A 17,964-nucleotide genomic window follows, 5' to 3' on the forward strand; every position below is an offset into this window, starting at 1 on the left:
ACGTACAGGATGGCGTTGACCACCTCGAAGTTGTCCAGCCGCACGTTGCCCCGCTGGCGTGGCAGCAGTGGAGCGATCTGTTCGAATTGCTCGCGAGTCAGTTGCATCGCAACAGTTTCGAGCCAAGTCCACTGCCTTGTCAACTTGCGTTAACAGGCCCTAGTGAGGGCTAGAAGCGCTCGACCAACGTGAAGTCGGTCTCGGTGCGGCGCACCACGTCGCCCAGGTCGATCTGCGCTGCCGGCTGCATAAGGCACAGGCCGGCGCTGCGGAATGTTCTTGCTCGCCAAAAAAATATTCATTTCACATGAATTTTTTAGCTAGAATATTCATACCAAATGATTATTTAAGGAGTGAGCTCATGGATACCGTCGATACCCTGGCCCCCGACACCCCGCTGGCCGACCAGTCGCTGGGACAGATCGCCGTGGCGCTGCCCGGTGCCACCGCCCTGTTCCGGCGCCTGAAGCTGGACTTCTGCTGCGGCGGGCAGGTCAGCCTGCGCGCGGCATCCGAGGCGCGCGGCCTGGACCTGCCAGCCCTGCTGCAGGATCTGGCCAAGCTCGAGCGCGACGACCAGCCGCCCGCCGAGTCGCAACCCGGCGCCCTGATCGACCATATCCTGCAGCGCTACCACCAGGTGCATCGCGAGCAGTTGCCCGAGCTGATCCGCATGGCGCGCCGCGTGGAAGCTGTGCACCGCGATCATCCGCAGGTGCCCACCGGCCTGGCTGCCCACCTCGAGACCATGGAGGCCGAACTGCTCGAGCACATGGCCAAGGAGGAGACGGTGCTGTTCCCGATGATCAAGGCCGGGCCGCCGCCGTTCGTGGTGCATCCGATCGGCGTCATGCGCGAGGAACATCTGCAGCATGGCGAGGCGCTGGAACGCCTGATGGCGCTGAGCCAGGACGCCAGGCCGCCAGCCGGCGCCTGCAACACCTGGCGCGCGCTCTATGCCGGCATCATTCAGCTGTCCGATGACCTGATCCAGCATATTCACCTGGAGAACAACCTGCTGTTCCCGCAGTTCGAGCCGGCCAGCGCTGCGGCCGCGGGCTGCGGCTGCAGCGGCCACTGAACCCGGCGGGCGACAACCGGCACAATACGGGTTTCGGCCAGACCGGCCCGTATTGACCCTTTTTTGCGCCCATGACCCCCCAGGAAGTTTCCCCCGGCCTCGTTATCCAGAACTTTGTCCCGCCGCTGCGCCTGAGCGACTTCAAGCTGATCGCCTTCGACATGGACTCGACGCTGATCAGCATCGAGTGCGTCGACGAGATCGCCGACGCGGTTGGCCGCAAGGCCGAGGTCGCCGCCATCACCGAGGCCGCGATGCGCGGCGAGATCACCGACTTCAAGGACAGCCTGCGCCGGCGCGTCGCGCTGCTCAAGGGCGTGACCGTGGCCGACATGGAGCGCGTCTACACCGAGCGCCTGCGCATCAACCCCGGCGCGGCCGAGCTCATCAAAGCCTGCCAGGCCGCTGGCATGAAGGTGCTGCTGGTCTCGGGCGGCTTCACCTATTTCGCCGACCGCGTCAAGGCGCGCCTGGGCATCGACTTCGCGCGCTCGAACATCCTCGAGCTCGAGAGCGGCCCGAACTGCGGCGCACTCACCGGCCGCCTGGTCGACCAGTGCTGGGGCGACATCTGCGACGGCGCCGAGAAGCGCCGCACGATGCTGGAAGTCGCCAGCCTGCTCGGCATCGCGCCCGAGCAATGCATCGCGATGGGCGACGGCGCCAACGACCTGCCGATGATGGGGGCGGCCGGCCTGTCGGTGGCCTACCACGCCAAGCCCAAGGTGCGCGAGCAGGCCATGGTCGCAATCAACGAAGGCGGCCTCGATCGCCTGCTGGAAGTCCTGGTCTGAAGCGCCAGGCCCTACACTCCCACCCCATGTCATTTGCCTCCCTCGGTCTGTCCAACGCGCTGGTCAACGCCACGCGCGAACTCGGCTTCTCCACGCCCACCCCGGTCCAGGCCGAGGCGATTCCCGCCATCCTGAGCGGCGCCGATGTCCAGGCCCAGGCCCAGACCGGCTCCGGCAAGACCGCCGCCTACGCCCTGCCCCTGCTGCAAGGGCTGGCCAGCCAGCCGCTGGGCGGCTACCGGCGCCAGCTGCGCGCGCTGGTGCTGGTGCCCACGCGCGAGCTCGCGCTGCAGGTCGGCGAACTGCTGCAGGACCTGGCCGCGCGCCAGGCCGGCCCGGCGGGCAAAGCGCTGCGCGTGCAGGCGCTCTACGGCGGCGTCTCGATCAACCCGCAGCTGCTGGCCCTGCGCGGCGGCGCCGACCTGGTGGTCGCCACGCCCGGCCGGCTGCTCGACGTCATCGAGCACAACGGCCTGCAGCTCGACCAGGTGCGACAACTGGTGCTCGACGAGGCGGACCGCCTGCTCGACCTCGGCTTTGCCGATGAGCTCGACCGGGTGCTGAAGCAGCTGCCGGCCCAGCGGCAGAACCTGCTGTTCTCGGCCACCTTCCCGGCGGCGGTGCAGGGGCTGGCCGATGCGCTGCTGCATGAACCGGTGCAGATCCGGATCGACGAGCAGCAGCAGACCCCGGCCAGCATCGAGCAGCAGCTGATCGCGGTCGACGTGAACCGGCGCATCACCTTGCTGCAGCACCTGGTCGAAGACAAGGGCTGGAAGCAGGTGCTGGTCTTCGTTGCCAGCCAGCATGGCGCCGAGCAGCTGGCCGACAAGCTCTATTCGAGGGGCGTGTACGCGACCGCCTTCCACGGCGGCTTGAGCCAGGGCGGGCGGCGCCAGGTGCTCGATGAATTCAAGTCCGGCCGCTGGGACCTGCTGGTGACCACCGACCTGGCGGCACGTGGCATCGACATCAGCGGCCTGCCGGTGGTCGTCAACTACGACCTACCGCGCTCGCCGGTCGACTACACGCACCGCATCGGCCGCACCGGACGCGCTGGCTCATCCGGCCTGGCGATCAGCCTGGTGAGCGCCGAGACACTGCCGCACTGGAACCTGATCGCCAAGCGACAGGGCCTGCAGCTCGAAGCCGAGACGGTGGCCGGCTTCGAACCCTTGCAGCCGCTCGAGAGCGCGGCCAGCCAGCCCAGCAGACCCGGCAAGCTGCCTCCGGGCACCGGCGGCATCAAGGGCAAGCGCCCGAGCAAGAAGGACAAGCTGCGCGCCGCGGCGGCGGCAGCTGCGGCCAAGGACCAGTAGGCGATCAGTCCAGGTCGCCGGCCCGGGGCGCAACGCGGGCACCGCGCACGCCATGCTTGGCCAGGATCTCGACATAGACCTGGGTCGCGCCGTTCTGGGCGGCTTCGTCGACCCGGCCGGTCAGCTGGGACAGGTGCACGGTCTCGGCGCTGTCCTGGCTCAGGCCGAAGCGGCAGTCGAAGTCCCAGTAATCGACGCCGGCGGGCAGGTCGCGGCGACGCTCGCGCTTGAGGTATTTGCGCAGCTCGTGCTTGAGCGCATCGAGCACGCGGTCCGGGTGCCGGCCTTCGATCTGGAGCGGGAATGTCTTTTTCATGGGTATCCTGGTATCTGGCAGCGGGTCCGGATGGACGCGCGGCGGGAGCGTGATTATGCGTCGGCCAGCGCCAGGCCGTCACGGCGGCATTGCGTTATGCTGCCGACCATCCTTATGCGAAGCCGCCCCCTACCCCCCAGCAAGGAGCAGATCGACCTGCTCGCCCCCTTCGAACGGCTCGAACTCGAGCGCATCGAACTGGTCTCCACCCCGATGCAGGCGCAACTTGCGGCTGCCAGCCTGCGCGCGAGCAGCGCCTGGGGCTTCGACACCGAATCCAAGCCGACCTTCGCGGCCGGCCAGGAATCCGATGGTCCCCATGTGGTGCAGCTCGCGACGCTCGAGCAGGCCTGGGTGTTCCAGCTGCACGACCCGGACTGCCGGGCCGAGGTCGCGGCGCTGCTGGCCTGGCCGGGCGCAGTCAAGGCCGGCTTCGGCCTGGGCGACGACAGGAAGCGCATCCAGGCCAAGCTCGGCATCGAGCCGGTGCGGGTGCACGAGCTCGGACACGACTTCCGCCGCCAGGGCTACCGGCAGCAGATCGGCGTCAAGTCGGCGGTCGCGCTGCTGTTCGAGCGCCGCTTCGCCAAGTCCAAGAAGGCCGCGACCTCGAACTGGTCCCGGCTCGACCTGAGCGAATCGCAGCTGCTGTATGCGGCCAACGACGCCTGGGCCGCGCTGCGCTGCTACCACGCGCTGCTGCCGCAGCCGCGCTGAGCCAGGCCAGCGGGGCCGCTGCTGGCAGCCCGGCGCTCAGGCCGCGTGCAGCGCGCGCGCCAGGCGGCTGACGCCCTCGCGGATCTTCTCCACATCCGAAGTCGCAAAGCTCAGCCGCAGCGTCGCCGGGTCGGGCTGCTCGCAATAGAACGGTGCGCCCGGCACGAAGGCCACGCCCTGCTCGATCGCGCGGCGCGAGAACTCGTTGCCGTCCGCCACCTGGCCGCGCGCGCCGGTCAGGCGCGCCCAGACGAACAGGCCGCCCTGCGGCGCAACGAACTCGATCGCGTCGCCCAGCTCGGCCCGCAGGCCTTCGCACAGGGCGCGGGCGCGCTCGGCGTAGACGGCGCGCGCCTTCTCGAGGTTGGCCTTCATGCGGCCGGACTTGAGGTACTGGGCGGCGGTAGCCTGCGCGAAGGTGCTCGAGTTGGCGTCGCTGAACTGCTTGCACATCACGGCCTTGGCCAGCAGCTCGGGCGGCGCGATCATCCAGCCCAGGCGCAGGCCGGCCGACAGCGTCTTGCTCAAGGAGCCGCAATGCACCAGGCAGTCGCGGCTGCCCGGCACCTGTTCGCTCAGCGCCAGCAGGCTGGGCGGCGGCGGCGCGTCGAACCACAGGTCGCCATAGGGGTCGTCCTCGACGATCAGCGTCTGGTGCTTGGCGGCGATCTCGAGCACTCGTTTGCGGCGCTCCAGCGTCAGCGTCGCGCCGCTCGGATTGCCGAAGGTCGGGATCAGGTAGACGAACTTCGGGCGGTGCTCGACGATCAACTGCTCGAGGTGGTCGACATCGACGCCGTCGCCATCGACCGGCGCGCTGACCAGCTCGGCGCCATAGAGGCGGAAGCACTGGATGGTGGCCAGGAAGGTCGGTCCCTCGACGATCACCTTGTCGCCGGGCGAGATCAGCGTCTTGCCCAGCAGGTCGAGCGCCTGCTGGCTGCCGGTGGTCACGATCAGCTGATCGGCTGCCACCGGCGCACCCTTGGACTGCATGAAGCTTGATAGCTGCTCGCGCAGCGGCGTATAGCCCTCGGTCGCGCCATATTGCAGCGCACCAGCGGGCTCCTGCTCCAAGGCGGCCAGGGTCGCGGCGCGGATGCCGTCGACATCGACCAGCGCCACGTCCGGGAAGCCGCCAGCGAAGCTGATGATGCCGGGCTTGCCGAGCAGCTTGAACAACTCGCGGATGGCGGAGGTTTCGACCTTGTCGAGTCGGTCGGCGAAGCGGACGGCGGAGGCGCTCATGGGAAAATCGGAGGGATGAAAAAGGAACAGATCGAGCGCTTCTTCGCCACCTTGCAGGCGGCCAATCCGCGGCCCGTGACCGAACTCGAGTATACGAGCGTGTTCGAGCTGCTCTGCGCCGTGCTGCTGTCGGCCCAGGCCACCGACGTCGGCGTCAACAAGGCCACGCGCCGGCTGTTCCCCGTAGCCAACACGCCGCAGCAGATGCTCGACCTCGGCCTCGAAGGCCTGGAGGAGCAGATCCAGACCATAGGCCTGTACCGCAGCAAGGCCAAGCATCTGCTGCAGACCTGCCGCATCCTGCTCGACAAGCATGGCGGCCAGGTGCCGCGCACGCGCGAGGCACTCGAGGAACTGCCTGGGGTCGGCCGCAAGACCGCCAACGTGGTGCTCAATGTCGCCTTCGGCGAGCCGACCATGGCGGTCGACACCCATATCTTCCGCCTCGGCAACCGCACCGGACTGGCGCCGGGCAAGACCCCGCTCGAGGTCGAGCGCAAGCTGCTCAAGCGGATTCCGGCAAAGTATCTGGAGGACGCCCACCACTGGCTGATCCTGCACGGGCGCTATGTCTGCACCGCGCGCAAGCCGCATTGCGAGCGCTGCGCCGTGATCGATTGCTGCGACTACAAGGACAAGACTGCAGCCCGGCCATGAAGCGCCCGCCACCCCTGCCCTGGCTCGAGCCCGGCGACCCCTTTCCCCCGGTCGAACAGGCCTGGGGCGCCGGCACGGCGGCGCCCGGCCTGCTCGCCGCCGGCGGCGCGCTGGATGTCGCCACCCTGGTCCAGGCCTATGGACAGGGCATCTTCCCCTGGTACTCGGTCGGCCAGCCGATACTCTGGTGGAGCACTGACCCGCGCATGGTGCTGCGGGTGGCGGACTTCAAGCTGCAGCCCTCGCTGCGCAAGGAGATCCGGTCCGGACTGCGCAGCGGCCGGCTCGAGGTCCGCTTCGACCATGACTTCGAGGCCGTGATCCGCGCCTGCTCCGGCAGCCCGCGCAAGGGCCAGGACGGCACCTGGATCCTGCCCGAGATGATCGAGGCCTATTGCGCGCTGCACCGCGCCGGCCATGCGCACAGCGTCGAGACCTGGTGGGACGGCGAACTCGCGGGCGGGCTCTACTGCATCAACCTGGGCCGCATGGTGTTCGGCGAATCGATGTTCAGCCGGCGCAGCAACGGATCGAAGATGGCGCTGGCGGCACTGGTCGCGGCCTGCGAGTCCTGTGGCATAGAGGCCATCGACTGCCAGCAGAACACGGCCCACCTGGCCTCGCTCGGCGCGTGCGAGCAGCCGCGGCAGGACTTCCTGCGACTGGTGCGCCAGCAGGTCACGCGGCCAGCGCCCGCCTGGCATTTCGACCCCCTATACTTGTCCGCATGGCTGGACCGTCGAGCAACGTCACCTTCGTGAGCGCCACATGAACCAGGGTCAGGAACTTCCGCTGCAGGCCTTGCAGTTCTATGCCACCGCGCCCTACCCCTGCAGCTACCTCGACGGGCGCCAGGCACGCTCCCAGGTCGCGACGCCAGGCCACCTGATCCACAACGACGCCTACTCCGAACTGGTCCAGCGCGGCTTCAGGCGCAGCGGCCTGTTCACCTACCGCCCCTACTGCGACGGCTGCCAGGCCTGCTTGCCGCTGCGCGTCGATGTCGCGCGCTTTGTGCCCCGGCGCAGCCAGCGCCGCGCCCAGGCCCGCCATGCCGACTTGCAGACCCGAGTGCTGAGCCTGGGCTTCGACCCGGCCCATTACGCCCTCTACCTGCGCTACCAGCGCGCGCGTCACACCGGCGGCGGCATGGACCATGACAGCATCGAGCAGTACGATCAGTTCCTGCTGCAGAGCCGGGTCAACTCGCGCCTGGTCGAGTTCTTCCTGCCCGCGACCGATGACGCGCCCGAGCAACTCAAGATGGTGTCGCTGATCGACGTGCTGGCCGACGGACTGTCGGCGGTCTACACCTTCTACGAGCCCGACGCCGGCGCGGCCTACGGCACCTACAACGTGCTGTGGCAGATCGCCCAGGCCAGCAGCCTGGGCCTGCCCTGGGTCTACCTCGGCTACTGGATCGCCGACAGCCCCAAGATGGCCTACAAGCGGAACTTCGCCCCCTACCAGCTGCTGCGCGACGGCGTCTGGACCGAGGGAGATGCGGACTGAAAACGCGTTCCGGGCCGATCCTTATTTCATCTTGTAAAATGGCAGCGATCAACTTCCTGCCATGACCAGACGCCCCGACCTCATTCCCAGCCATCCCAGCGTTCAGGTGATCGAACGCATCTTCACCTTGATGGACGTGCTCGCCTCGCGCGAGGAGGCCCTGTCGCTGAAAGAGATCAGCGAGAAGACCGGCCTGCACCCATCGACCGCGCACCGGATCCTGAACGATCTGGCCATCGGACGCTATGTCGACCGGCCCGAACCGGGCAGCTACCGGCTCGGGATGCGGCTGCTCGAGCTCGGCAACCTGGTCAAGGGCCGCCTGAGCGTGCGCGACACCGCGCTCGGGCCGATGCGCGAGCTGCACAAGCTGATCCAGCAGCCGGTCAACCTGAGCGTGCGCCAGGGCGACGAGATCGTCTATGTCGAGCGCGCCTACAGCGAGCGCTCGGGCATGCAGGTGGTGCGCGCCATCGGCGGCCACGCACCGCTGCACCTGACCTCGGTCGGCAAGCTGTTCCTGGCGGCCGACGATCCGCAGCGCGTGCGCGCCTACGCGACCCGCACCGGATTGATGGGCAATACCCCGAACAGCCTGACCCAGCTGCCGGCGCTCGAGCGCGAACTGCAGCAATGCCGCCAGCTCGGCTGCGCGCGCGACAACGAGGAGCTCGAGCTCGGGGTGCGCTGCATGGCCGCCGGCATCTACGACGACCAGGGCAAGCTGGTCGCTGGCCTGTCGATCTCGGCGCCGGCCGACCGGCTCGACGAGGGCTGGCTGCCCAAGCTGCAGGCCACGGCCAACGCGATCAGCCACGCGCTGGGCTGCCCCGACAAGTAACCGGCTCTAGACGCCAGACAACGAGAAGGGGCGCCCGCAGGCGCCCCTTCTCGTTGCAGCATAAGCTGCTGGCTCAGCCCTTGCGCATTGCCATGCGCTCGATCGCGTCGGCCGAGACGACCGATTCGACATAGCGGCGCACCCGCTGCGCATCGCCGATGCGCGACGACTTGTCGGCCGCATCAAGGAAGACCATGATGACCTGGCGCCCGGCGAGCTTGGCCGACATCACCATGCAGCGGCCGGCCTCGGAAATGTAGCCGGTCTTCTGCAGACCGATGTCCCAGTTGGGATCGGCGGTGAGGCGGTTGCTGTTGTGATACTGCAGCACGCGCCGGCCCGATTCGACCGAATAGCCCTGTGAGGTCGAGAACTCGCGCAGCAGCGGGCGCTGGTAGGCGGCCGCCACCAGCAAGGCGAGGTCGCGCGCGCTGGAGCGGTTCTCGACCGACAGGCCGGTCGGCTCGACATAGCGGGTGTCGCGCATGCCCAGCTCGGCGGCCTTGGCATTCATCAGCCGCACGAAATTGACGATGCCACCCGGATAGGTGCGGCCCAGCGCATGGGCGGCGCGGTTCTCGCTCGACATCAGCGCCAGGTGCATGGCCTCGCCGCGCGTCAGCTTGGTGCCGACCGACAGGCGCGAGCCCGTGCCCTTGTAGATGTCGAGGTCATCCTCGGTGATGGTGATTTCCTCGTCCAGCGACAGCTTGGCATCGGCCACCAGCAGCCCGGTCATCAGCTTGGTCAGCGAGGCGATCGGCATCACGGCCTTGTCGTTCTTGCTGACCAGCACCTCGCGGCTGTTCTGGTCCATCACGAACACCGCATTGGCGCTGAGCTTGGGCAGCCCATCGGCACCCGAAGCCGCCTCGTGCTTGCGCTCGCTGGCGCTGACGGCGGAGGCCGCCGCCAGGCCGCCACCGGCCACTGCCGCTGACTTGGCCGCGATCACGGCGGCACGACGGCCCTTGCCGGACTGGGGACGGCTCGCGCTGGCCTTGGCCTGCACGACTGCCGCCTTGGCCGTCCGCTTGGCACGGGCGGCCACCACGCGCGCCTTGCTGGCGGCCTGCACCTTGGCCTTCTGCGCTGCAACGGGTTTCTTCTTGACGGACGCCGCCATGAGCGAGGGAGGCGCCATCAGGGAAAGCGTCACCCCCAAACTCAAGGCAGCAGTCGCGCGGCGCAGCCACTGAAGTTTGCCATGGGTCATTTGCTTACACTCCAAACTCATAAAAACCAACACTCGGAAGTATAAAACGACAGCAAACGACTAACAATATCAAATTCAGTACCAGTAGCCTAGGAGGCCTGCTCTGCTACGCCGTTCAGAGCTGGGCCGAGACCCGCTCGATCTTGCTGTGCAGCTTGTTGAGCGCGCTCAGGTAGGCCTTGGCCGATGCGACCACGATGTCCGGGTCGGAGCCGACGCCGTTGACCACCCGGCCGCCATGCTGCAGGCGCACCGTGACCTCGCCCTGGCTCTCGGTCGAGCCGGTCGTGATCGCGTTGACCGAGTACAGCAGCAGCTCGGCGCCGCTGCTGACATGCTGCTCGATCGCCTTGAGCGAGGCGTCGACCGGGCCGTTGCCCTCGGCCTCGCCGGTGAACTCCTTGCCATCGACCGTGAACACGACCTTGGCGCGCGGACGCTCGCCGGTCTCGCTGTGCTGGGCCAGCGAGACGAAGCCGTACTGCTCCTTGGCCGCGGTCACACTCTCGTCGCTGACCAGCGCCAGGATGTCCTCGTCGAAGATCTCGCTCTTGCGGTCGGCGAGTTCCTTGAACTTGGCAAACGCGGTGTTGATCTCGCCCTCGGACTCCATCTCGATGCCAAGCTCCTGCAGGCGCTGCTTGAAGGCATTGCGGCCGCTGAGCTTGCCGAGCACGATCTTGTTGGCGCTCCAGCCCACGTCCTCGGCGCGCATGATCTCGTAGGTGTCACGCGCCTTGAGCACGCCGTCCTGGTGGATGCCCGAGGCATGCGCAAAGGCATTGGCGCCGACCACGGCCTTGTTCGGCTGCACCACGAAGCCGGTGGTCTGGCTGACCATGCGGCTGGCCGGCACGATCTGGCTGGTGTCGATGTTGACGTCGAGACCGAAGTAGTCGCGCCGGGTCTTGACCGCCATCACGATCTCCTCGAGCGAGCAGTTGCCGGCGCGCTCGCCCAGGCCGTTGATGGTGCATTCGACCTGGCGCGCGCCGCCGATCTTGACGCCGGCGAGCGAGTTCGCCACCGCCATGCCGAGGTCGTTGTGGCAATGCACCGACCAGATCGCCTGGTCCGAGTTCGGCACCATCTCGCGCAAGGTCTTGATGAAGTTGCCGTAGAGCTCGGGGATGGCGTAGCCGACCGTGTCGGGAATGTTGATGGTGGTCGCACCTTCCTTGATCACGGCCTCGACCACGCGCGCCAGGAAGGGCAGCTCGGAGCGGTAGCCGTCCTCGGCGCTGAACTCGATGTCGCCGATCAGGTTGCGTGCGAAGCGCACCGACAGCTTGGCCTGCTCGAGCACCTGCTCGGGCGTCATGCGCAGCTTCTTCTCCATGTGCAGCGGCGAAGTCGCGATGAAGGTGTGGATGCGGGCGCGGTTGGCGCCCTTGAGCGCCTCGGCCGAACGCGCGATGTCGCGGTCGTTGGCGCGGGCCAGCGAGCAGACCGTCGAATCCTTGATGTGGTCGGCGATGGTCTTGACCGACTCGAAGTCACCGTTGGAGCTGGCGGCAAAGCCAGCCTCGATCACGTCGACCTTCAGGCGCTCGAGCTGGCGCGCGATGCGCAGCTTCTCGTCGCGGGTCATGGAAGCGCCGGGCGATTGCTCGCCGTCACGCAAGGTGGTGTCGAAGATGATCAGTTGGTCGCTCATTTGATACTCCTTGAAGCCGGCTCGTGGCCAGCACAGACAGACCCCCGCAGCATCCAAAACAAACGGCCCGCTGCGGGTGCATACGGGCCGTTGATGCTGAAAACGCGCGCGCTATCCAGCCTGCCCTTGCGGCATCAGTGCTAGTAGCAGTTGGCGTGCGGATTTCATATCTCTCAATGTATCACAAAGAAATCCGACATTCGATAGAAAGAATCCATCAGGGAGATGCGGATTTTCCCTGTCGGCACGGGTTCAGTCGTGCAGACCGCGCTCGTCGGGCTCGTCGGTGGTGGTGCTGATCACGCTGGTCGGCTGGCCCTTGGCCTTGCGCACCGCATAGATCACGTAGCCCGACAGCGCATAGCAGACGAACAGGCCGAACAGCACGGTCGGCGGATGGATGTTGATGACCGCGATCACCAGCGCCACCAGCACGATGGACGCAAACGGCACGCTCCTCTTCATCGACAGGTCCTTGAAGCTGTAGAACGGCGCATTGGTGACCATGGTCAGGCCGGCATAGAGGGTGATCGCGAACATCGGCCAGGCCAGCTCGTCGGCGGACAGGCCGGCCTCGGTCGCGAGCCAGATGAAGCCGGCCACCAGGGCGGCGGCCGCCGGCGAAGGCAGGCCCTGGAAGAAGCGCTTGTCGACCACGCTGGTGTTGACGTTGAAGCGCGCCAGCCGCAGCGCGGCGCAGGCGCAGTAGACGAAGGCGGCGATCCAGCCCCAGCGGCCCAGGTCGCGCAGGCCCCATTCGTAGGCGATCAGCGCCGGCGCGGCGCCGAAGGACACCATGTCGGACAGCGAGTCCATCTGCTCGCCAAAGGCGCTCTGGGTATGCGTCATGCGCGCGACCCGGCCGTCCAGGCTGTCGAGCACCATGGCGACGAAGATGGCCGCGGTCGCCAGGTCGTAGCGTCCGTTCATCGACATCACGATCGCGTAGAAGCCGCCAAACAGCGCGGCGAGCGTGATCATGTTGGGCAGCATGTAGATGCCCTTGTGGCGCTTGGACTGCACCGTCTCGGGGGTATTCAGGGAATCGGCTCCGTCGTGCATGGCTCGGATCAGGCTTGGAATGGGCAGGCTTTCATGGGGATCGAGTGTAAGCCAGCGCCAGGCCCGGCGGCCAGGAACATGAAAAAACCGCCTGCCGGCGCACCGGGGGCGGTTTTTTGGGCTGCCAGCCGGCCGCAAGGCCGGCGCAACATCAGTTGCGGGTCTGGTCGACCAGCTTGTTCTTGGCGATCCAGGGCATCATGCCGCGCAGCTTCTCGCCGACGACCTCGATCGGGTGCTCGGCGTTCAGGCGGCGACGGGCCGTCATCGACGGGTAGTTGGTGCGGCCTTCCAGGATGAACATCTTGGCGTATTCGCCGGTCTGGATGCGCTTCAGGGCATTGCGCATGGCTTCGCGCGACTTCTCGTTGATGACCTCGGTGCCGGTCACGTACTCGCCGTACTCGGCGTTGTTCGAGATCGAGTAGTTCATGTTGGCGATGCCGCCTTCGTACATGAGGTCGACGATCAGCTTGAGCTCGTGCAGGCACTCGAAGTAGGCCATTTCCGGCGCGTAGCCAGCTTCGGTCAGGGTCTCGAAGCCCATCTTGACCAGCTCGACGGCGCCGCCGCACAGCACGGCCTGCTCGCCGAACAGGTCGGTCTCGGTCTCTTCCTTGAAGTTGGTCTCGATGATGCCGCCCTTGCCGCCACCGTTGGCCATGGCGTAGGACAGGGCCAGGTCACGGGCCTTGCCGGACTTGTCCTGGTAGACGGCGATCAGCGACGGCACGCCGCCGCCCTTGAGGTACTCGGAGCGCACGGTGTGGCCCGGGCCCTTGGGAGCGACCATGATCACGTCCAGGTCGGCGCGCGGCACGACCTGGTTGTAGTGCACGTTGAAGCCGTGGGCGAAGGCCAGGGTGGCGCCCTGCTTCATGTTCGGCGCGACGTTGTTGTTGTACACCTCGGGGATGTTCTCGTCGGGCAGCAGGATCATGACCAGGTCAGCGGCCTTGACGGCGTCGTTGACTTCCATCACGGTCAGGCCGGCCTTGGCGACCTTGTCCCAGGACGCGCCGCCCTTGCGCAGACCGACGACGACCTTGACGCCGCTGTCGTTCAGGTTCTGGGCGTGGGCATGGCCTTGGCTGCCGTAGCCGATGATGGCAACGGTCTTGCCCTTGATCAGGGACAGGTCACAGTCTTTGTCGTAGAAAACGTTCATGGTTGCTCCAAAAAATTAGGGTGCCGTTCGCGGACGAGCCCGTCGAAGGGCATCGACAGGCTCAGCCCGAACGGCCAAGGCTGAGCCCGAAAAACCGGGTAGTTTAAACGCGAGACAGGGTCAGACGCGCAGGATGCGCTCGCCGCGGCCGATGCCGCTCGGGCCGGTGCGCACGGTCTCGAGGATGGCGCTGCGGTCGATCGCCTCGAGGAAGGCATCGTTCTTGGACTGGTCGCCGGTCAGCTCGATGGTGTAGCTCTTCTCGGTCACGTCGATGATGCGGCCGCGGAAGATGTCGGCCATGCGCTTCATCTCCTCGCGCTCCTTGCCGACCGCGCGCACCTTGACCAGCATCAGCTCGCGCTCGATGTAGCCGCCTTCGGTCAGGTCGACCACCTTGACCACCTCGATCAGGCGGTTCAGGTGCTTGGTGATCTGCTCGATCACCTCGGGCGATCCGGTGGTCTGGATCGTCATGCGCGACAGCGAGGGGTCCTCGGTCGGCGCGACGGTCAGCGACTCGATGTTGTAGGCGCGGGCGGAGAACAGGCCCACGACGCGCGACAGCGCGCCAGCCTCGTTCTCGATCAGGACGGCGATGATGTGTTTCATTTCAGCAATTCCTCTTCTTGCCGCCCTCCCCCGACGCCGGTAAGCGGCGGGCTTGGCGGGCAATAGATTCTTCTGGGACGGTTGGGAGGGAGGCGGCTTACAGTTCTTCCGAACCGAGCAGCATTTCGGTGATGCCCTTGCCGGCTTCGACCATCGGCCAGACGTTCTCGGTCGGGTCGGTGCGGAAGTCGAGGAACACGGTGCGGTCCTTGATGGCGCGCGCCTCGCGCAGCGCAGGCTCGACATCCTCGGGGCGCTCGATCAGCAGGCCGACATGGCCGTAGGCCTCGGCCAGCTTGACGAAGTCGGGCAGCGCATCCATGTAGCTGTGGCTGTAGCGGCCCTGGTAGACCAGTTCCTGCCACTGGCGCACCATGCCGAGGTAGCGGTTGTTCAGCGCGACGATCTTGACCGGGGTGTCGTACTGCTTGCAGGTCGACAGCTCCTGGATGTTCATCTGGATCGAGCCTTCGCCGGTGATGCACCAGCAATCGGCTTGCGGCTTGGCCAGCTTGATGCCCATCGCGTAGGGCAGGCCGACGCCCATGGTGCCCAGGCCGCCCGAGTTGATCCAGCGGCGCGGCTCGTTGAACTTGTAGAACTGGGCCGCGAACATCTGGTGCTGGCCGACGTCGGAGGTGATGTAGCAGTCATCATCCTTGGTCAGGTTCCACAGCGTCTCGACCACGGCCTGCGGCTTGATGACCTCGGTGTTGCCGCGGTCGTAGGCCAGGCAGTCCTTGGCGCGCCAGCCCTCGATGGTGCTCCACCAGGCGGCCAGCGCATTGGCGTCGGGCTTGGCCTGCGACTCCTTGATCATGTGGATCAGCTCGGTCAGCACGTCCTTGACATCGCCCACGATCGGCACGTCGACCTTGACGCGCTTAGCGATGCTCGACGGATCGATGTCGATGTGGACGATCTTGCGCTCGACCGAGGCGAAATGCTTGGGGTTGCCGATCACGCGGTCATCGAAGCGCGCGCCCACCGCCAGCAGCACGTCGCAGTTCTGCATCGCGTAGTTGGCCTGCACGGTGCCGTGCATGCCGAGCATGCCGAGGAACTTGGGATCGGTCGAGGGATAGGCGCCCAGGCCCATCAGGGTGTGGGTCACCGGCACGCCGAGCAGGTCGACCAGGGTGCGCAGTTCCTGCACCGCATTGCCCAGCAGCACGCCGCCACCGGTGTAGATGTAGGGACGCTTGGCATTGAGCAGCAGCTGCAGCGCCTTGCGGATCTGGCCGCCATGGCCCTTGCGCACCGGGTTGTAGCTGCGCATCGAGACCGACTCGGGGTAGCCGTGATACGGCACCTTGATGAAGGACACGTCCTTGGGCACGTCGACCACCACCGGGCCGGGACGACCGGTGCGGGCGATGTGGAAGGCCTTCTTCATGGTCTCGGCCATGTCGCGCGCATCCTTGACCAGGAAGTTGTGCTTGACCACCGGACGCGTGATGCCGACCGTGTCGCATTCCTGGAAGGCATCCGAGCCGATCGCGGCGGTGCCGACCTGGCCCGAGATGATCACCATCGGGATGCTGTCGGAATAGGCGGTGGCGATGCCGGTGACGGCATTGGTCAGGCCCGGGCCCGAGGTCACCAGCGCGACACCGACCTCGCCCGTCGCGCGTGCGAAACCGTCGGCGGCATGGACGGCGGCCTGCTCGTGGCGCACCAGCACGTGCTGGATGGTGTCTTGCTTGTAGATCGCGTCGTAGATGTAGAGCACGGCGCCGCCGGGATAGCCCCAGATCTGCTGCACGCCCTCGGCCTGCAGGGCGCGCACGAGGATCTCGGCGCCCATCAATTCTTCGTGGGCCTGGCCGGAAGCGGCCGCTGCGGAGGCGAGTTCTGCCTTGTTGATTTCCATGATGAACCTTTCGGGTATTTCTCTAACGAAAAACCTAGGGTGCCCCTCGGACCTACCCTCGTGAGGCGGCCTCGGGACTTGAGGCCAAGGACATGGCATCGATCCGACGCGCGACCTTGACCCGTTTGCCTTGGGTGTAATTCAGTCCTCTATTATGGCACCAGCGCCGAAATCGGCCTGGCAATTGCGGCCCAATTGGGTACCGCCGCAACAGATCGGGCCTGATTCAGGCGCGGGCAGGCACCAGATCGCCCTGCGCGAAGACATTGATCGCGTCGGCCAGGCGATCGGCGCGCTGCTGCAGGCTTTCGGCAATCACCGCCGACTGCTCGACCATGGCGGCGTTCTGCTGGGTCACGCGATCGAGCTGGGCGACGGCATCGGCGATCTGGCTGATGCCCGAGGACTGCTGCACGCTGGCATGGCCGATCTCGGCGACCAGCTGGGCCACGCTGTGGACCTGGCGCACGATGTCGTCCATGGTGGACTGGGCCCCGCGGGCCAGGCCGGCGCCGGAGTTCATGCTGGCAACGCTGGCGCCGATCAGGTCCTTGATCTCCCTGGCCGCCACCGCGCTGCGCTGCGCCAGGCTGCGCACCTCGGTCGCCACCACCGCGAAGCCGCGGCCCTGCTCGCCGGCACGCGCGGCCTCGACCGCCGCATTGAGCGCCAGGATGTTGGTCTGGAAGGCGATGCCGTCGATCACGCCGATGATGTCGCTGATCTTGCGGCTGCTGGCGCTGATCTGCTCCATCGTCATCGCCACCTGGCCGACCACCACGCCACCCTGGCTGGCGACTTCGCGGGCCCCGCCAGCGAGCTCGGACGAGGCCTGCGCGCTGTCGGAATTCTTCTTGATGGTGGCCTGCAGCTCCTCCATCGAGGCGGCCGTCTGCTCGACGTTGGCCGCCTGCTCCTCGGTGCGCTGGCTCAGGTCTAGGCTGGCCTGGACGACCTCGCCAGAGGCCTGGCGCAGGCCATCGAGCTGGTGGCCGACATCATCGACCAGCGAGCGCACGTTGTGGCCGGCCTGGTTGATCGCGCGCAGCACCATGCCGATCTCGTCGATGCGACCGATGTTGACATCGTTATCGGGGCTGCCGGCCGCCACCTTGAGCGCCTGGCCCAGCACGACCTGCAGCGGACGGGCGATCTGGTGCTCGAGCCAGGCCGCGCCCAGCAGCGACAGCAGGGCCGAAATCGGCGCCAGCCAGAGCCAGGACGCCGCCGGCAGCGCCAGCAGCAGGCAGGCCAGCTGCAGGCCGGCCCAGCCCGCCAGGCTGGCCAGGCGGATGCGCGAGCGCACCGTCAGGTTCTGCAGCCGGTCGGACCAGCCGCGCAGCCAGCCGCGGCGCTGGATGCGGCCCTTGTAGAAGACCAGGCCGCGGGTCTGGCCGGAGACAAAGGCCGGATAGACGCGCTCGACCGCCTCGATGAAGCCGCGCGCCGTCTTGTTGCGCACCGACATGTAGCCAACCAGCTGGCCGCGGCGGTACATCGGCGTCATGTTGGCGCGCGCCCAGTAGAAGTCGCCGTTCTTGCAGCGGTTCTTCAGCACGCCACTCCAGACTTCGCCCTGGCGCACGGTAGCCCACATGTCGGCAAAGACCTGGGCCGGCATCTCGGGGTGACGCAGAATGCTGAGCGACTCGCCGAGCAGCTCATCGCGGGTATAACCGCTGTAGCGGACAAAGGCCTCGTTGACGTAGGTGATGCGGCCTTGCAGGTCCGTCATCGACATCAGGGTGACGTCATCGGGCAGCAACACTTCGTTGGGTGTCAGCGACTGGTTCATTTCTTGTGCTCCTTGGCTAGGCTTCACGGGCCGTCTGCGCGACCCTTGCCGACACGCCCTCGCCATCCCGTCAGCCAAGGCCTCAGGTCAGCGTGA

The 17,964-nt window shown here is 66.8% G+C and carries 17 protein-coding genes; 8 read left to right on the forward strand and 9 right to left on the reverse strand.

Annotation, left to right across the window (positions count from 1 at the left end; all coding sequences use genetic code 11):
- The first annotated feature begins 361 nt into the window (after positions 1-361).
- The 3 genes from ytfE (at position 362) to C6P64_RS09675 (ending at position 3,194) form a co-directional block, all read left to right on the forward strand.
- A complete protein-coding gene (gene ytfE, locus C6P64_RS09665; protein ID WP_105748358.1) occupies positions 362-1,081 on the forward strand; it encodes an iron-sulfur cluster repair protein YtfE in 720 nt (239 codons plus the stop codon).
- A 71-nt stretch (positions 1,082-1,152) separates the two neighbouring features.
- Positions 1,153-1,875, forward strand: coding sequence for a phosphoserine phosphatase SerB (gene serB / locus C6P64_RS09670; RefSeq protein WP_105748359.1), 723 nt, complete (start codon positions 1,153-1,155; stop codon positions 1,873-1,875).
- A 26-nt stretch (positions 1,876-1,901) separates the two neighbouring features.
- On the forward strand, positions 1,902-3,194 hold the full coding sequence (locus C6P64_RS09675; RefSeq protein WP_105748360.1) for a DEAD/DEAH box helicase: 1,293 nt from the start codon (positions 1,902-1,904) through the stop codon (positions 3,192-3,194).
- 4 nt (positions 3,195-3,198) lie between these two features.
- On the opposite strand, the gene C6P64_RS09680 is transcribed toward C6P64_RS09675, so the two are convergent.
- On the reverse strand, positions 3,199-3,510 hold the full coding sequence (locus tag C6P64_RS09680; protein ID WP_105748361.1) for a DUF6172 family protein: 312 nt from the start codon (positions 3,508-3,510) through the stop codon (positions 3,199-3,201).
- Positions 3,511-3,624: 114 nt separating this feature from the next.
- Here C6P64_RS09680 and C6P64_RS09685 point away from each other — a divergent pair, with 114 nt between their 5' ends.
- Positions 3,625-4,227, forward strand: coding sequence for a 3'-5' exonuclease (locus C6P64_RS09685; protein WP_105748454.1), 603 nt, complete (start codon positions 3,625-3,627; stop codon positions 4,225-4,227).
- Positions 4,228-4,263: 36 nt separating this feature from the next.
- Here the strand turns inward: C6P64_RS09685 and C6P64_RS09690 are convergent, their stop codons facing one another.
- The gene (locus tag C6P64_RS09690; protein WP_105748362.1) at positions 4,264-5,475 is read right to left on the reverse strand and encodes an aminotransferase-like domain-containing protein; all 1,212 of its coding nucleotides are present in this window, start codon (positions 5,473-5,475) and stop codon (positions 4,264-4,266) included.
- 15 nt (positions 5,476-5,490) lie between these two features.
- On the opposite strand from C6P64_RS09690, the gene nth reads away from it, so the two are divergent.
- The 4 genes from nth to C6P64_RS09710 all read left to right on the forward strand — a co-directional run bounded on the left by nth (position 5,491) and on the right by C6P64_RS09710 (position 8,485).
- Positions 5,491-6,132, forward strand: a complete 642-nt coding sequence (nth, locus tag C6P64_RS09695; protein ID WP_105748363.1) for an endonuclease III — start codon at positions 5,491-5,493, stop codon at positions 6,130-6,132.
- Complete coding sequence (aat, locus tag C6P64_RS09700) at positions 6,129-6,893, forward strand: leucyl/phenylalanyl-tRNA--protein transferase (RefSeq protein WP_105748364.1); 765 nt, start codon at positions 6,129-6,131, stop codon at positions 6,891-6,893. The genes nth and aat overlap by 4 nt, the downstream gene beginning before the upstream one ends.
- A gap of 7 nt (positions 6,894-6,900) precedes the next feature.
- Positions 6,901-7,644, forward strand: a complete 744-nt coding sequence (locus C6P64_RS09705; protein WP_105748365.1) for an arginyltransferase — start codon at positions 6,901-6,903, stop codon at positions 7,642-7,644.
- Positions 7,645-7,705: 61 nt separating this feature from the next.
- Complete coding sequence (locus tag C6P64_RS09710; RefSeq protein WP_105748366.1) at positions 7,706-8,485, forward strand: IclR family transcriptional regulator; 780 nt, start codon at positions 7,706-7,708, stop codon at positions 8,483-8,485.
- A gap of 73 nt (positions 8,486-8,558) precedes the next feature.
- Here C6P64_RS09710 and C6P64_RS09715 read toward each other — a convergent pair whose 3' ends face one another.
- The 7 genes from C6P64_RS09715 to C6P64_RS09745 form a co-directional block, all read right to left on the reverse strand.
- Positions 8,559-9,701, reverse strand: a complete 1,143-nt coding sequence (locus C6P64_RS09715) for a D-alanyl-D-alanine carboxypeptidase family protein (RefSeq protein WP_245911691.1) — start codon at positions 9,699-9,701, stop codon at positions 8,559-8,561.
- Between the two features lie 115 nt (positions 9,702-9,816).
- Positions 9,817-11,358 (reverse strand): 2-isopropylmalate synthase, encoded by a 1,542-nt coding sequence (locus tag C6P64_RS09720; protein ID WP_105748368.1) that lies wholly within the window; start codon positions 11,356-11,358, stop codon positions 9,817-9,819.
- A gap of 252 nt (positions 11,359-11,610) precedes the next feature.
- Positions 11,611-12,420, reverse strand: coding sequence for a CDP-diacylglycerol--serine O-phosphatidyltransferase (gene pssA, locus C6P64_RS09725; RefSeq protein ID WP_105748369.1), 810 nt, complete (start codon positions 12,418-12,420; stop codon positions 11,611-11,613).
- A gap of 151 nt (positions 12,421-12,571) precedes the next feature.
- Entirely contained in the window at positions 12,572-13,588 is a 1,017-nt protein-coding gene (ilvC, locus tag C6P64_RS09730; protein WP_105748370.1) for a ketol-acid reductoisomerase, read from the reverse strand.
- A gap of 120 nt (positions 13,589-13,708) precedes the next feature.
- The gene (ilvN, locus tag C6P64_RS09735; protein ID WP_105748371.1) at positions 13,709-14,200 is read right to left on the reverse strand and encodes an acetolactate synthase small subunit; all 492 of its coding nucleotides are present in this window, start codon (positions 14,198-14,200) and stop codon (positions 13,709-13,711) included.
- Between the two features lie 97 nt (positions 14,201-14,297).
- A complete protein-coding gene (locus tag C6P64_RS09740) occupies positions 14,298-16,073 on the reverse strand; it encodes an acetolactate synthase 3 catalytic subunit (RefSeq protein WP_105748372.1) in 1,776 nt (591 codons plus the stop codon).
- Between the two features lie 226 nt (positions 16,074-16,299).
- The gene (locus tag C6P64_RS09745; protein ID WP_105748373.1) at positions 16,300-17,868 is read right to left on the reverse strand and encodes a methyl-accepting chemotaxis protein; all 1,569 of its coding nucleotides are present in this window, start codon (positions 17,866-17,868) and stop codon (positions 16,300-16,302) included.
- Between the last annotated feature and the right edge of the window lie 96 nt (positions 17,869-17,964).

It is taken from the genome of Malikia granosa (assembly GCF_002980595.1).
GTDB lineage: Bacteria > Pseudomonadota > Gammaproteobacteria > Burkholderiales > Burkholderiaceae_C > Malikia > Malikia granosa.